This window comes from Bacillus cereus group sp. BceL220 (assembly GCF_051776965.1).
Classification (GTDB): Bacteria; Bacillota; Bacilli; order Bacillales; family Bacillaceae_G; genus Bacillus_A; species Bacillus_A cereus.
Genome location: NZ_JBPWBC010000009.1, coordinates 38,986 through 54,188 on the forward strand (window position 1 = coordinate 38,986; position 15,203 = coordinate 54,188).

Genomic DNA, 15,203 nt, shown 5'->3' on the forward strand with positions numbered 1-15,203 from the left:
TTATACTTTTTTTAATTACAAAATCAATTACAAAACTTACAAAAACTATTTTTACTATTGAAAGCGTTTTAATATTGTTATTAAGAAAACGAGGGGGTGCCATATGGGAATTCAAAAGAATGTGGAAGCGGTATCATTTTCTGAAGGAAATGAAGTACAAAGAGAATCTTTCGCTTCTAAAATTATGAATGTAAAAATCGGTGTTATACCTTTACCGTTATATGTAGTATTGGCTGCTATTATTTATGGGGCATCTGTATATAATAAATTGCCAGCAGATATGATTGGTGGATTTGCAGTTATTATGATCATGGGGATTTTCTTAGGCGATATTGGGATGAGAATTCCAATTTTAAAAAATATCGGCGGTCCAGCAATACTTTCGTTATTTATTCCATCATTACTTGTATTTTTTAACTGGATGAATCCAGCTTCAATGGAAGCTGCGACTATGTTAATGAAAAAATCGAACTTTTTATATTTATATATTTCTTGTTTAGTAGTCGGAAGTATTTTAGGAATGAACCGTAAAGTGTTAGTACAAGGTTTCGTTCGCATGTTTATTCCTTTAGTAGTAGGGACGTTAGTTTCTGTAGCAGTAGGGTTATTGGTCGGTTCATTATTTGGATTTGAAATGAAGCACACATTCTTCTTTATCATCGTACCAATTGTGAGTGGTGGTATCGGGGAAGGGATTTTACCATTGTCGCTAGCTTATAGTGATATTTTAAATGAATCGTCAGCAACGTTTGTATCACAGCTTATTCCAGCAGCTATTATTGGAAATATGTTCGCAATTGTAAGTGCAGGGTATATGAAGCGTTTAGGTGAGAAGAAACCGGAGCTAAGTGGTAACGGTGTATTAGTGAAAACGGACAATCAAGCAGAATTATTAAAAGAACAAAATACAGAGAAACCAATTGACTTCTCATTAATGGGAGCAGGTTTATTAATTGCGTGTACGTTCTTCATCTTCGGAGGATTTGCTTCTAAGTTCATCGGTATTCCTGGGGCAATCATTATGATTTTCTCAGCAGCACTTGTGAAATACTTTAAATTAATGCCAGCAAAAATGGAGCAAGGAGCATTCCATTTATATAAATTTATTTCGAAGAATTTAACTTGGCCTTTAATGGTTGGATTAGGATTGCTATATATTCCGTTAAAAGACGTAGCAGCAGTTCTTTCGGTAGGATATGTTGTTGTGTGCGCATCGGTTGTTCTTACAATGGTAGCATCAGGTTTTCTTGTAGGGAAAGTGATGAAAATGTATCCAGTTGAATCGGCGATTGTAACTGGATGTCATAGCGGTTTAGGCGGAACTGGAGATGTTGCTATTTTATCTGCTTCAAATCGTATGGAATTAATGCCGTTCGCGCAAATTTCAACTCGTTTAGGCGGGGCGGCAATGGTTGTAACGGCGACAATATTATTAAAAATGTTTTCATGATCAAACAAGCTAGCTATATTCATATAGCTAGCTTGTCAAATTAAGGGGAGATTATAAGTATGTTAGCAAATCAAATTAATGAAAGATCATTGTTATTGCATAAAGAATTAGTAGGGAAAATTGAAATTACAAGTAAAGTAGAAGTAAATTCAGCGGATGATTTAAGCCTGACGTATACACCAGGTGTAGCGGAGTCTTGTAAAGCAATTGCGGCAGATGAAGAAACGGTGTATGACTATACAGCACGTGGCAATATGGTGGCAGTTGTTTCAGATGGAACAGCGGTACTTGGTTTAGGAAACATTGGACCGAAAGCGGCTATGCCTGTTATGGAAGGAAAAAGTATTTTATTTAAGAAATTTGCGAATGTAGATGCTTTCCCATTATGTTTAGGCACAACGGATGTAGATGAAATCGTTACCCTTGTAAAAAATTTAGAGCCTACATTTGCAGGGATTAATTTAGAAGATATTGCAGCACCGCGTTGTTTTGAAATTGAAAAACGACTAAAAGAAGAAACGAATATTCCTGTATTCCATGATGATCAACATGGAACAGCTATTGTCGTTTTAGCAGCTGTTATTAATGCATTAAAAGTTGTTAGCAAACAAATGGATAATGTGAAAATCGTTATTAACGGTGCGGGTTCGGCAGGAATTGCAATTGGAAAATTATTATTAAAGGCTGGTGCAAAGCACATTACGTTAGTTAGCCTAGAAGGTATTGTTTGTGAAGGTGAAACATGGATGAACGAAGCACAAATTGAAGTTTCCAAAAAGACAAATCGTGAACATGTGCGTGGAACGTTAAAAGAAGCGATTCACCAAGCTGATATTTTTATTGGCGTATCTGCTCCTAACGTATTAACGAAAGAACTTGTACAGACGATGAATGAGAAAGCAATTGTGTTTGCAATGGCGAATCCAATTCCAGAAATCTTCCCTGAGGATGCATTAGAGGCTGGGGCAGCTGTAGTAGGAACTGGGCGCTCGGATTATGCGAATCAAGTAAATAATGTATTGGCGTTTCCCGGAATATTCCGCGGTGCGTTAGATGTGCGCGCAACTGATATTACAGAAGAGATGAAATTAGCGGCAGCATATGGGATCGCTAACATCATTACTGACGAAGAACGTAATGCGAATTATGTAATCCCGAATCCATTAGATAAAAGAGTTGTTCCAAGTGTTGCAGAAGCAGTAGCGAAAGCAGCTATTGATTCGGGCGTGGCGCAAATTACGAAAATACCAAGTTATTAATAGCTAAAAGCAGTGCCTAAAAGGCACTGCTTTTTTGAGATAAGAAATCAAAATAATGAAGAAGTGTAGAATTATTTATGTTTCTTCACTATTTATTTAATTCCATTGCAACTTGTTTACCATTCACTAAAACCTCAGTTACTGCTACGATTACTTCTATCATTTTTTTCATCTCTCATCTCTCCTCGTTTCATTTCTTACTTTAAGTATAAGAGAAGAGAGATAATTCAACTATCGAAGTACATGACGTAGAAATTACATTATTGTAAGAAAGTGGTTTATTTTTGTCACTTTACTCAGCAGTGATTACAAACTGATCATAATATTTTTCATTCACATATATATTTAATAACCATAATCCAGATGAAGGTAGTGACATAGTGAGAGGGAGTTCGTTTGCAGTAGAATCGATTGTATTTGAAGTGGTCCAAGTTTGTTTGGAAGTTTCTTTTTGAAAGAGTACTGGTGTCGGAGTTACAGATCCTTGTTTTAGCGCAATAATAGACAATTTTCCAGTTGGTATTTCAGAATCTAGAAAGTACCACATTATTTCATTTTGTTCATTCGCGATAATAGGACTATCAGCCATTGCGATTTTTCCTTCGATGCCTTTTAAAGGTATTTTTCCGTCTATGAATGAGGGGGCTTCTTCCCAATTTACATCTTTTAAAACACTAAGATGAAAAAAGGAAGGTGCGTTCACTTGATTGGATGACGTTGCGACAGCTTCAGTTTTAGATGCTTTTGAATCAGGTTGTGCTGGTGTGCATCCAGTGATGAGGAAGGAGAGAAGTAGCATAGTTCCGATTTTTTTCATGGTGCCACACTCCTAGTTTTTATTGTTAGTGTAATTGTATTTGCTAGAAGGCGGGACAATTCCTTTAAAGTATAAAAAGAGGTCGTAAGTTTTGTACGACCTCTTTTGACATTTTTTATCCCGTAAAAGCCCGATTGGTGTAGGTTAATAATCAGTGAGAGATAGTCCCACTAATTAAAGTTTCACTTTATACTTGTTCAGTTGTATAGGTTGGTTCGGTTTCTTTTTGAGGCATCGTCAAAAAAATAACGGACAGAACGATACATACGCCGCCTAATAATTGATATGTTCCAAAAGATTCATTTAGCCAAGTAATTGAAACGATGGCAGCTACAAGGGGTTCAATGCTAGATAAAATGCTTGTTTCTGTTGCTGCTAAATATTTAAGACTACCGATATATAGAAGGAAAGAAAGGGTACCACTAATAATGATAAGAATAAGCATAGAAAAAGTTTTTAGTGTAAGGGTTTGTGAAAAGTGACTCCACCCGAATGAACGATTATAAATAAGTAGTGCAATTCCTCCGATTAACATCCCCCAACCAATTACTACAGTTGTCCCGCATTCTTTAATGAGAGAAGCCGGATGAAGGGTATAAAATGCAAATCCAATTGCTGTTAATAGTCCAAAAATAATAGCTTCTTTAGATAAAACAACATTTTCAATTGAGCCATTTGTAATAATAAAGTATGTTCCTATTAGCGCGGCTATAATTGCGAATAGTTGCATGGAAGCAGGGAATTTTCTTTGTTCAAATGCAACATACATGGTTATAAGAACAGGACCTAGAAATTGAAATAGTGTTGCTGTGACCGCGTTACTAATATGAACTGTTTCGATAAAGGCGTATTGCGCACCAAGCATGCCGAGAATAGAAAAAATAATAAGTTGTATAGAATATCTAGGGTGTTTCCAAATTTGAAATATGTTTTGTTTCTTTATAAGTAAGAAAGACAAAATAAATATTCCTGCAAGCAACAATCGAATTGTTAAAAAATCAATTGAGGATACATTAGTATGTTGAAATAGCCACTGAATCATTGGACCAGATAATCCCCATAATGTAGCCCCTGTAATAATCATAATGAGTCCGATACGTCTACCATTGTTCATTATCATGTTTCTCCTCTCCAGTATTTGATTTTTTATGTGTGACATGATAAAAGGAATTATATATAACTTCTGGTACTATAAAAAGTATCAGATTTTAGTTTTATTAAGGGGTCAGATATTATGTTAGAATTAACGCCTAATTTAAATATGAATAGTAAAAAGGCATTGTATGTGCAATTGTATGAGTATATAAAAAAAGAGATTAAAGATGGATCGATTGTCCCTTTTACGAAATTACCGGCTAAGCGAAAGTTAGCGATACATTTACAAGTAAGTAAAAATACAGTAGAGGCAGCGTACGAACAATTACTTGCAGAAGGTTATATTGAGTCGATATCGAGAAAAGGTTATTTTGTATGCAAGATTGAGCAAATGGTTCATGTAGAGGATAGCGGAGATAGAATAGAAGAAGTACCGTTTCAGGAGAAGAGTTATAAATTTGATTTTACACAAACAGGAATTGATACAAATGCTTTTCCATTCAATATGTATCGGAAAATTGTAAATGAAGTATGGCAGCCGCATAATAACGAACTTCTCTTTCTAGGACACCCTCAAGGAGAAGCAAGCTTAAGAGAAGAGATTGCGAATTATTTGTATGAATCTAGAGGTGTGCGTTGTTCAGCTAGTCAAATTGTATTAGGAGCGGGAACACAAATATTAGTGAAACTATTGTTTCAATTGTTAAAGGGAAGCAATTATGCAGTTGAAAACCCAGGGTATCATAGGAAGATGGTTGTTTTTGAACAGGGAGAAGCAAGAGTCCAAATGTTATCTTTAGATAGAGATGGAATTTGTATTGCAGATTTAGAAAATAGCAATGCGAATGTTGTATTTGTTACACCTTCCCATCAGTTTCCATATGGAATGATTATGCCTATTACGAGAAGGGTGCAGCTTTTACAATGGGCAAAGAAAGAAGAGAGCAGGTATATTATTGAAGATGATTATGATAGTGAATTTCGCTATTCTGGAAAGCCTATACCGGCGCTGCAAGGGTTAGATACAGAGGGGAAAGTTATTTATATGGGGACGCTATCTAAAGCATTATTGCCATCGCTACGGATGAGCTATATGGTGTTGCCGAAGAAATTAATTAAAAAGTATCAACAGCAATATTTATTTTATACACAAAGTGTTTCAAGAATGGACCAAGAAGTGATTAGAAGATTTTTAAATGAAGGCTATTGGGAAAAACATATTCATAAAATGCGTGTCGTCTACCGAAAGAAGAGAGATCGACTTGTTTTTGAAATAGAGAAGTATTTCTCTAATCGTGTTGAAGTGATAGGAGAAGATTCGGGATTACACATTTTATTAAAAGTGCATAATGGAATGCGGGAAGAAGAATTAATTCAAGAAGCTGCGAAACATAGTATCAAAATATATCCTGTGTCTACGTACTATAAAGACGATACTGCACCTGAAAATGTAGTTTTACTTGGGTTTGCGATATTATCAGAGGAAGAAATTGCGAAAGCGATTCAATTATTACACACGGCATGGTTTACAAGAAAGTAAAAAACATCCTCCAAACATGAGGATGTTTTTTATTATTTATTTTCATCTAAGAATAAGACCATATGCTCTTCGTCCCAATATTGTCCGTTATATTTTAATGAACGTTCTTGTACACCGAATGTTTTAAAACCTAATGATTCATAAAGTTTTTTCGCTCCATCGTTGCCAACAACAACATCAAGCATAACTTGTTCTACTTCTAAAGATTTAGCAAGCTCAAGACATTCTTTAATAAGTGCTTTTCCTGCTCCAAGTCCGCGCGCTTTGGGAGATACATATACAGAACCGATTTTAGCTTTATGTTCTTGTTTTACATATGGTTTCGTTTCCAGTGTTGCAACCCCGATTAATTTTCCATCTTTAAATGCACCTAGCGTATAGTTTTCATCTTGTGCTAATTTTTGTGCTTTATATTCAATCGCACACTCTTTATTAATAATATCTTCATAAGAAGAGCTGAATGCTTCAGGGTTTTGCTTTAATCCTTCTACGCGAAGTTCTAAGTAAATTTCTGCTTCGTCTTTTGTTAATACATGGATATCCAATTATATCACCCTCCAAATCTTTGCAAATGTACCTTTATTTTATATTGAAATAAGAATAATTTCAAAAGCTTAGCTTATATCAGCTGTTTTTATGAACAAAATAACACCAGTAGTGTTTACTACTACTGGTGTTTTCACACGCATATTACTCAAAAGGTAGTTCAATTATAAAGTTTGTTCCTGCTCCTAATTGGCTTGTTACTAGAATAGAACCGTTATGCAATTCTACAATTTCCTTTGCAACAGCTAGCCCGATACCTTTTCCGCCTGTAGCTCGTGTTCTAGATTTATCGACACGATAAAAGCGGTCAAAAATATGCGGGATATCTTCTTCAGGAATACCTTCACCTTCATCTTGTACACTTATTGTAAAAGAATCTGTTTTCATGAGTACACGTATCGTAATAGATGTGTTTTCTGGCGAATGTTGATAAGCGTTGTGTAATAAATTTAACATAACTTGTTCCATACGTCTTTCGTCTATGCAAACTTCTAAATCATCTTTGCAATATACATGAAGCTGCATTTGCTTATTTGTTAATGTTGTTTTTGTTTTTTCTACCATTCGTTCTAAAAATGGCTGAAGAAGTACTTTTTGTTTTTTTATAACAAATTGGTGTTGTTCTAATTGTACAAGCATAAATAAATCTTGGACGAGATCGGTTACACTATCCGTTTCATCCTCAATGATTTGTAAGTATTCTTCTCGCTCCTCTTTTGTTAAAGAGTCTCTCTTTGCTACCTTTGCATAACCTTTCATATAGGTCAATGGAGTTAATAGTTCATGAGCGACACTAGCGAGAAATTCATTGCGCTCTTTTTTCATATACGTAAGTTCACTCGATAAATCTTCAATTGTTTTTGCTAAACTACCGAGTTCATCATTTCGTTTAATACCTAATTGAATTGGCTTGTTTAATTTTGACATTTTTTCTGTCGCTCTTTTCATTTTTACAAGTGGTTCTGTAATAACGCGTGAAAAAACAAAGACAGAAATTGTTGTTAAAATAATTGTTAAAACGCTAATGATAAGAAATTGGTTCATGAGTTTAAGCAACATATTTTCTAGGAAAGATGTTTTTAATAACATATATAGCTTTCCTTGAAACTTTGTTGTGTTAAGTGGGCTTACTGTTGTGATGAACTTTGATTTTTTCCAGTTCCTTTCAACGACTAAGCCGCCGTCTGGGACAGTTTCTGTTTTACAAGTAAGTTGTTTTTGCATATCTTTTGTTACGGGTTCTGAGGTGGAAATAATTTTGCCGTTATGGTCAGTAATAATGATAGCTATATCGGAGTTAGAAATTGATTCCGATTCAACTAAGTGTGCAGCCTCATTCGTAATATCGAACTCAGGGTACACAGGACGTTTAGGATTTTTATTATGTTCAGCGTGTTTCATTTCTTTATAATATTCATCCCGTCTCTCGCGGCTTTTAATTTTTTTACTATAGCGATTACCTTTCTCTAAAAGAGCATCTGTTTCCTCTACAATACGCATTTTTGAAAGGCTTTTATAAAAAGATACGAAAGCAATTGTTTCAATACATAAAGCTAATATTAAAAAGTATGTCCCAATTTTAAGGGAAAGTTTACTCATTTTTTCACCATACCTTATTCATAATAAAGAGTCAGTGGTATACGATTTCCCACTGACCGAAGTAATTATTCACTTTTCCATTTATATCCGACTTTATAGACCGTTTCTAGGTAATCTTCAATCGGAAATCCTTTTTTGCGTAGTTTATCACGGATATTACGAATGTGTGAGTCAATTGTTCTATATTCGATATCTGTTTCATAGCCCCAAATTTTTTCGATTAAATCATCTCGGCTATAAGCACGGTTTGTATTTTGCAAAAATAGCCCGAGTAACGAAAATTCGATAGGAGTTAGCGAGATTTTTTCATCATAAACTGTGACAGTATGTTTCGTTTTATCCCACTCAATACCATTGAAACTAACAAAGCCATCTTTTTTTGTACGGCGTAATATAGCCTCGATTCGCGCGACTAATACATGCTCATCAAATGGTTTTGTAATATAATCATCTGCGCCCATCGTGAGGCCTTTCACCATATCGTAGTTTTGGTTGCGAGCTGTTAACATAATGATAGGAACGTTGGAAATTTGACGAATTTGATAGCAAGTATCCCATCCATCCATATTTGGCATCATAACATCTAATAAAATAATATCGAATTCTTTTTGTTCGATTAATTTTAGTGCTTCAAGGCCAGAGGTAGCTTTCATACAAAAATAGCCGCGAGGGCTTAAGAACAGATCTAATAATCGTAACATACGTTCTTCATCGTCTACTAATAAAATTTTTACCATAATCTTGTGCACCCCAAACTGTTCATTCTACTTGTATAGTTTACATGAAAATAATAAAAAACTCTTTTTATGTGATTGAATGGAGGGCTGATTTTTTCGCTCAGAGTAATTGACATAAAAAATGCACTAGTTTTGCACAACTATTTTTTATAATAGAAAACGTAGCGACACAAAATACCCTATGTTGCGACATAACGTCATGTCATTTTATTTATAAAATGACAATTCCATTCTATTGTGTATGTGAGATAGAGAGGGTTTTCGTATTCACCTCGCATCGGATAAGAAAAATTTCCTATCTCACACTTTTTTTAAAAGGAGATCATACACATGAATTCAAAAGAAGAAATTTCAAAAAAAGAAAAGCAAGATCGTAATACGGTTGTCATGTGCGTTGCCGTATCTATGGTTATTATTATAAGTTGCGTAAATAAAATTTTGGGGATTTTATAATATAAAAAAAGCTGATTGCTTCTTAAGAAGCAATCAGCTTTTTTCATTGTTAGGGGGAGTGTTCATATAATAAACCAAGGTAAAATTGCTAATCCAGAAGTTACAATTGCTGTAGTAAATATTAAAAGCATAGCTCGTTTGTTTTGTTTCATGTCACATTCTCCTCTACATATCAAGTACATGCGATCAGCGTGGGATGTAGTTCCCCACTGAGTAAAGTTTCACTTTATATTTTTAGTATAATGAATGGAAAGGTTTGGTACGATCGATAAAGGTGACATGAAGATTACATTGTTGTAATGAAAAAAACATCTTTCTTATTAAGAAAGATGTTTTTGGAAAACTCCCCCACTGAGTAAAGTTTCACCTTATATTGAAGTATTAATCATTTAAGAACAGAACCATATGTTCCTCGTCCCAATATTGACCGTTATGTTTTAATGAACGCTCTTGTACGCCGTAAGTTTGGAAACCTAATGACTCATATAATTTTTTTGCTGCATCGTTACCAACTACAACATCGAGCATAAGTTGTTCTACATGTAATTTATCGGCATTTTCAATAATTGCTTTAATTAGAGCTCGTCCTGCTCCAAGGCCACGCGCTTTTGGGGAAACAAAAACGGAGCCAATTTTTGCTTTATGTTCTTGTTTAATGAAAGGCTTTGTTTCTAAAGTAGCGATACCAATTAAATCGTTATCTTTGAAGACCCCTAGAGTATACTTATCCGGATTGCTTAATCGTTTTGCCATAGCAGCTACAGGATCCTCATGTTTAAGAACATCTTCATAAGAAGAGCTAAAAGCTTCCGGGTTCTTCGTTAAACCTTCCATACAAACTTTTAAATATATTTCTGCGTCCTCTGTCGTTAATAAGCGAATTTCCATCGTTGTAACCTCCTTGGTCGATTTTAAATAAAATAAATCCATTACTTTTATAAGAATGTGTATGCGTTTTGTTAGAAGTCTCTTTTAATTTGTAAAAGAATGAAAAGATATATGCTACAATGTTTTGTTTTAATTATGTAATGAAATTATATATTAACTTTATTAACTATTCAAGTGTTTAATATGTTACATTTTTATAACTAAAATAACTCCTCGATTGAGGAGTTATTTTAGTTATTCGATTGATAACCATCAATTCGATGTGGATGTGTGTAAATATTACAAGATTCATTTCTAATAAATCCTACGACTGTAATGCCTAAATCGTGAGCAAGTTGCAATGCTAGTTTTGTTGGGGCAGATTTAGATAGAACAATTTCACATCCGATTTTTGAAACTTTGAGTAAAATTTCGGATGAAATACGTCCGCTAAATGCGATAATTTTTCCTTTAACAGATATATCATTGCGTAAACAATGACCGTATATTTTGTCTAATGCATTATGTCTTCCGATATCCATTCTTGATAGAAGGATATTATTTCGATCACATAGCGCGGTATTGTGAACACCACCAGTTTGGCGAAAGGTAGTGGAAGATTGTTGTAAAGTATTCATTAAGTAAAAACATTCTTCAGGAGTAATTTTTACATGTATATCATGTAAGTCTTTTGCTTTTGCCGCATCGTTTACGAAAATAAAACCTTGTCTACCTTTTCCGCAGCAAGAAGTGATGTATCGTTTATTATATAAAGTTCGATAGAGCGGATTCACTTTTGATGATTTTACATGGACAATTCCGTTATCTTTTTGAACCCATAGTTCTTCAACATCGTTATAGGAAGAAATAATCCCCTCAGAAATTAAAAAACCAATTACCATATCTTCAATATAATTTGGTGTGCATACGACTGTTACATATTCTTCACCATTCAATTTAATAGTAATAGGAGATTCTGTAACAATCTCGTCAAGTTGTTTTGAAAATGTACCAGATTGATAACGTACAATTGTATAAGTCTCTTGCGTAGGCCCCATATTTAATTCCCCTTTTATATGTATTTCTCTCCCACATTTATCATAAAACAATGGGAAAAATAAAAACACCTATTAACAAGAAGATCACAGATTATTTTGGTTATTATTGTATATGTACGATATAATAGAACTGTAGAATAGTGATATTTTCAAGCTTTCGTAGTTATACCTTATAACATCTAGAATCGACTTCATAAGAAAGTATTTGGGTAGAGCGTTTCAAAAATATGTACAGTAATGCGGTTTTGAAAACGGATTCATAATTGTGTTGTACAGTTGGTTGTAAGGAGAGGGGAAACTATGGCAGAACAGACAGTCCGTGTAACCGTCGATGGTAAAGAATTTTCTGCATCAGGTGAAAAGACGATACTACAATTATTTAACGAGAGTAATTTGGAACATCCTCAAATTTGTCATGTACCAGAAGTAGATCCAATTCAAACTTGTGATACGTGTATTGTAGAAGTAAATGGAAAGTTATTGCGTGCTTGTTCAACGAAATTAGAGAACGGTATGCATATCGAAAGGCAGTCCCAGCGTGCAAAAGAGGCACAGACTGAGGCAATGGATCGAATATTAGAGAATCATCTACTGTATTGTACCGTTTGTGATAACAATAATGGTAACTGTAAAGTCCATAATACAGTACATATGATGGGAATTGAGGAACAGAAATATCCGTATGAGCCAAAAGTAAGTGCGTGTGAAGTGGATATGTCACATCCATTTTATCGATATGATCCAAATCAATGTATTGCTTGTGGGCAGTGTGTAGAAGTATGTCAAAACTTACAAGTGAATGAAACTATATCGATTGATTGGAGCTTAGACCGTCCACGTGTTATATGGGACAATGGTGTAAGTATAAATGACTCATCTTGTGTAAGTTGTGGACAGTGTGTAACAGTATGTCCATGTAATGCGTTAATGGAAAAAACAATGCTGGGTGAAGCCGGATTCATGACTGGATTGAAACCAGATGTGTTAGATCCGATGATTGATTTTGTAAAGGATGTAGAGCCTGGATATAGTAGTATTTTAGCAGTTTCAGAAGTAGAGGCTGCGATGCGTAAGACGAAAGTGAATAAAACAAAAACAGTTTGTACATTTTGTGGTGTAGGTTGTTCATTTGAAGTATGGACGAAAGACCGCCACATTTTGAAAGTACAGCCTGTTTCAGATGCGCCGGTTAACGGTATTTCCACATGTGTAAAAGGAAAATTTGGATGGGATTTTGTAAACAGTGAAGATCGTATTACAAAGCCATTAATTCGCCAAGGAGATATGTTTGTTGAAGCTTCATGGGAAGAGGCTCTTGAAGTTGTTGCATCCAATATGCAGCATATTAAATCAGAATATGGAAGTGATGCATTTGGATTTATTTCTTCTTCGAAAGTAACGAATGAAGAAAATTATCTTATGCAAAAACTAGCCCGTCAAATATATGGAACGAATAATGTAGACAACTGTTCCCGTTATTGTCAATCTCCAGCAACAGATGGTTTATTTAAAACTGTCGGTATGGGAGGGGACGCTGGAACAGTGAAGGATATTGCGGAAGCAGGCCTTGTCATTATCGTTGGAGCAAATCCAACAGAAGGACATCCTGTACTTGCAACGCGTGTAAAACGTGCTCATAAATTACATAACCAAAAATTAATTGTGGCGGACCTTCGTAAACATGAAATGGCAGAGCGTGCGGATTTATTCATTCATCCGCGCCAAGGAACTGATTATGTATGGCTCGCTGGTATTACGAAATATATTATTGATCAAGATTGGCACGATAAAAAGTTCATAGCTGAAAATGTGAAGAATTTTGATGAATATAGCAAAATGGTAGAAAAGTATACGCTTGATTATACAGAAGAAATTACGGGGATTTCGAAAGAAAATCTGAAAGAAATGGCTCGTATGGTATATGAAGCAGATGGTACTTGTGTACTTTGGGGAATGGGTGTAACTCAAAATACTGGAGGAAGTACAACTTCAGCAGCAATTTCAAATCTATTGCTTGTTACGGGTAATTATCGTCGTCCTGGTGCAGGAGCATATCCATTACGCGGACATAATAACGTACAAGGCGCTTGTGATATGGCAACATTACCAAACTGGCTTCCAGGTTACCAAGCAGTTTCAGATGATGCGCTCCGTGCGAAATTTGAAAAAGCATACGGTACTACAATTCCGAAAGCACCAGGCTTAAATAATATTGCAATGTTACTTGCGGCAGATGAAGGAAAACTGCGTGGTATGTATGTTATGGGTGAAGAAATGGCTTTAGTAGATTCGAATGCCAACCATGTACAACATATTTTAGCGAATTTAGATTTCCTTGTTGTTCAAGATATGTTCTTATCGAAAACAGCTCGTTTTGCTGATGTTATTTTACCGGCAGCACCAAGCTTAGAAAAAGAGGGAACATTTACGAATACAGAGCGCCGTATTCAAAGATTATATGAAGTATTGAAGCCGCTTGGTGATTCAAAGCCAGACTGGTGGATTTTACAAAAAGTAGCTCGTGCACTTGGCGGGGACTGGAATTATGAAAATCCAAGTGAAATCATGGATGAAATTGCATCGCTTGCACCTTTATATTCTCAGGCAACATACGATCGTTTAGAAGGATGGAATAGTTTATGTTGGGGTAGCCATGATGGCAGCGATACACCACTATTATATGTGGACGGATTTAACTTCCCAGATAAACTAGCTCGTCTATCATTAGATGAATGGGTACCACCAGTTGTAGCGCCAGATGAGTATGATTTACTTTTAAATAATGGTCGTATGTTAGAACATTTCCATGAAGGGAATATGACGAATAAATCGGCTGGTATTTTATCTAAAGTATCTGAAGTGTTCGTTGAAATCTCGCCTGAACTTGCCCTAGAGCGCAATGTGAAAGATGGTGGTCTTGTAGAATTAGCATCACCATTTGGGAAAATTAAAGTACAGGCACTTGTTACAGATCGTGTAACGGGGAAAGAGCTATATTTACCGATGCATGCAACGGTAAATGAAGAGGCAATCAATATTTTAACTGGAACGGCGACAGATCTTTATACGTGTACACCAGCGTACAAACAAACGATGGTAAAGATGCGTGTACTACGTGAAAAAGGGAATCGTCCGTTACCATCTTCAAACCCGAGAGATAAAAAGCGTAATCCGCAAAACGGTGTTGAAATCCAGCAAAAATGGCAAAGAAAACAATACGTATCACTTGTGGACTAGGGGGCGGAGAGAGTGGCGAAAGAAATTACTGTAATTAAAAAGAAAGTTGTAACAGAGGAAGAACAGAAACAGCAAGTAGCAGATGAACTTCTAAATGAGCTATCTAATAATCGTGAAGCAGTAGAAGAAACGATGCAGCTTTTAGCACAGTTGCAGAAGGCTGGTATATTAGATGCGGCAATTAGTTTACTTGCTGCGAAGGAAGATGTTTCAAAAATCGCTGTGGAGCAATTAAATCGTGAACCCGTTAAAAATGCGTTAAATAATATGATGGGGGCAGGAGAAGCGTTATCTTCAGTTGACCCAGAAATAACGAAGCAAATTACGTCAAGTTTAGTTACAGGATTGCAATTTGCAACAGATGAATTAAATAGTGGCAAAAAAACAAAAGTGATGGATTTCTTTAAAGTATTAAAAGATCCAGATATCAATAGAGCTATTACATTCGGTTTTAGCTTCTTGAAAGCATTTGGACAAGGGCTAGAGAAAAAATAGAATAAATGAAAAAGTGATGGGAAGTAGCCATCACTTTTTTCATTATATGT

General features: G+C 35.3%; 13 protein-coding genes. 6 read left to right on the plus strand and 7 right to left on the minus strand.

The features are described from left to right. Positions 1-103 precede the first annotated feature (103 nt). A complete protein-coding gene (locus tag ACS2FK_RS21300; RefSeq protein WP_063546410.1) occupies positions 104-1,450 on the plus strand; it encodes a 2-hydroxycarboxylate transporter family protein in 1,347 nt (448 codons plus the stop codon). A 59-nt stretch (positions 1,451-1,509) separates the two neighbouring features. Next, positions 1,510-2,709 carry an NAD(P)-dependent malic enzyme gene (locus ACS2FK_RS21305; RefSeq protein WP_000880781.1) on the plus strand — a complete coding sequence of 400 codons (1,200 nt, stop codon included), beginning with the start codon at positions 1,510-1,512 and terminating at the stop codon, positions 2,707-2,709. A gap of 292 nt (positions 2,710-3,001) precedes the next feature. On the opposite strand, the gene ACS2FK_RS21310 is transcribed toward ACS2FK_RS21305, so the two are convergent. Continuing rightward, on the minus strand, positions 3,002-3,526 hold the full coding sequence (locus ACS2FK_RS21310; RefSeq protein ID WP_000719680.1) for a DUF4871 domain-containing protein: 525 nt from the start codon (positions 3,524-3,526) through the stop codon (positions 3,002-3,004). Between the two features lie 187 nt (positions 3,527-3,713). Continuing rightward, complete coding sequence (locus tag ACS2FK_RS21315) at positions 3,714-4,640, minus strand: DMT family transporter (protein ID WP_063546412.1); 927 nt, start codon at positions 4,638-4,640, stop codon at positions 3,714-3,716. A gap of 120 nt (positions 4,641-4,760) precedes the next feature. Between ACS2FK_RS21315 and ACS2FK_RS21320 the strand changes: the two genes are divergently transcribed. Then, entirely contained in the window at positions 4,761-6,161 is a 1,401-nt protein-coding gene (locus tag ACS2FK_RS21320; RefSeq protein ID WP_063546414.1) for a PLP-dependent aminotransferase family protein, read from the plus strand. A 32-nt stretch (positions 6,162-6,193) separates the two neighbouring features. On the opposite strand, the gene ACS2FK_RS21325 is transcribed toward ACS2FK_RS21320, so the two are convergent. From ACS2FK_RS21325 to ACS2FK_RS21335, 3 genes are all read right to left on the minus strand, one after another. Continuing rightward, positions 6,194-6,706: a GNAT family N-acetyltransferase gene (locus tag ACS2FK_RS21325; protein ID WP_000351212.1), complete on the minus strand. Its 513-nt coding sequence runs from the start codon at positions 6,704-6,706 to the stop codon at positions 6,194-6,196. A gap of 145 nt (positions 6,707-6,851) precedes the next feature. Next, positions 6,852-8,306 carry a HAMP domain-containing sensor histidine kinase gene (locus ACS2FK_RS21330; protein WP_063546416.1) on the minus strand — a complete coding sequence of 485 codons (1,455 nt, stop codon included), beginning with the start codon at positions 8,304-8,306 and terminating at the stop codon, positions 6,852-6,854. A 65-nt stretch (positions 8,307-8,371) separates the two neighbouring features. After that, positions 8,372-9,043 (minus strand): response regulator transcription factor, encoded by a 672-nt coding sequence (locus tag ACS2FK_RS21335; RefSeq protein WP_000238956.1) that lies wholly within the window; start codon positions 9,041-9,043, stop codon positions 8,372-8,374. 330 nt (positions 9,044-9,373) lie between these two features. Here ACS2FK_RS21335 and ACS2FK_RS21340 point away from each other — a divergent pair, with 330 nt between their 5' ends. Beyond that, entirely contained in the window at positions 9,374-9,496 is a 123-nt protein-coding gene (locus tag ACS2FK_RS21340; protein ID WP_001085006.1) for a hypothetical protein, read from the plus strand. Positions 9,497-9,877: 381 nt separating this feature from the next. Here ACS2FK_RS21340 and ACS2FK_RS21345 read toward each other — a convergent pair whose 3' ends face one another. Both ACS2FK_RS21345 and fdhD read right to left on the minus strand, forming a co-directional pair. After that, positions 9,878-10,384: a GNAT family N-acetyltransferase gene (locus ACS2FK_RS21345; protein WP_000405875.1), complete on the minus strand. Its 507-nt coding sequence runs from the start codon at positions 10,382-10,384 to the stop codon at positions 9,878-9,880. A 230-nt stretch (positions 10,385-10,614) separates the two neighbouring features. After that, positions 10,615-11,421 carry a formate dehydrogenase accessory sulfurtransferase FdhD gene (gene fdhD, locus ACS2FK_RS21350; RefSeq protein ID WP_063546418.1) on the minus strand — a complete coding sequence of 269 codons (807 nt, stop codon included), beginning with the start codon at positions 11,419-11,421 and terminating at the stop codon, positions 10,615-10,617. A 300-nt stretch (positions 11,422-11,721) separates the two neighbouring features. On the opposite strand from fdhD, the gene fdhF reads away from it, so the two are divergent. Both fdhF and ACS2FK_RS21360 read left to right on the plus strand, forming a co-directional pair. Next, positions 11,722-14,658 (plus strand): formate dehydrogenase subunit alpha, encoded by a 2,937-nt coding sequence (gene fdhF / locus ACS2FK_RS21355; protein ID WP_063546420.1) that lies wholly within the window; start codon positions 11,722-11,724, stop codon positions 14,656-14,658. 12 nt (positions 14,659-14,670) lie between these two features. Continuing rightward, positions 14,671-15,153: a DUF1641 domain-containing protein gene (locus tag ACS2FK_RS21360; RefSeq protein WP_001040540.1), complete on the plus strand. Its 483-nt coding sequence runs from the start codon at positions 14,671-14,673 to the stop codon at positions 15,151-15,153. The last annotated feature ends 50 nt before the right edge of the window (positions 15,154-15,203 follow it).

Excerpts from the sequence above, each read along its gene's own strand:
- ACS2FK_RS21340 (WP_001085006.1), top strand. The coding sequence starts at position 9,374 with ATGAATTCAAAAGAAGAAATTTCAAAAAAAGAAAAGCAAGATCGTAAT.
- ACS2FK_RS21310 (WP_000719680.1), bottom strand. The coding sequence starts at position 3,526 with ATGAAAAAAATCGGAACTATGCTACTTCTCTCCTTCCTCATCACTGGA.
- ACS2FK_RS21320 (WP_063546414.1), top strand. The coding sequence starts at position 4,761 with ATGTTAGAATTAACGCCTAATTTAAATATGAATAGTAAAAAGGCATTG.
- ACS2FK_RS21305 (WP_000880781.1), top strand. The coding sequence starts at position 1,510 with ATGTTAGCAAATCAAATTAATGAAAGATCATTGTTATTGCATAAAGAA.
- ACS2FK_RS21330 (WP_063546416.1), bottom strand. The coding sequence starts at position 8,306 with ATGAGTAAACTTTCCCTTAAAATTGGGACATACTTTTTAATATTAGCT.
- ACS2FK_RS21315 (WP_063546412.1), bottom strand. The coding sequence starts at position 4,640 with ATGAACAATGGTAGACGTATCGGACTCATTATGATTATTACAGGGGCT.
- ACS2FK_RS21345 (WP_000405875.1), bottom strand. The coding sequence starts at position 10,384 with ATGGAAATTCGCTTATTAACGACAGAGGACGCAGAAATATATTTAAAA.
- ACS2FK_RS21335 (WP_000238956.1), bottom strand. The coding sequence starts at position 9,043 with ATGGTAAAAATTTTATTAGTAGACGATGAAGAACGTATGTTACGATTA.
- fdhF (WP_063546420.1), top strand. The coding sequence starts at position 11,722 with ATGGCAGAACAGACAGTCCGTGTAACCGTCGATGGTAAAGAATTTTCT.
- ACS2FK_RS21300 (WP_063546410.1), top strand. The coding sequence starts at position 104 with ATGGGAATTCAAAAGAATGTGGAAGCGGTATCATTTTCTGAAGGAAAT.
- fdhD (WP_063546418.1), bottom strand. The coding sequence starts at position 11,421 with ATGGGGCCTACGCAAGAGACTTATACAATTGTACGTTATCAATCTGGT.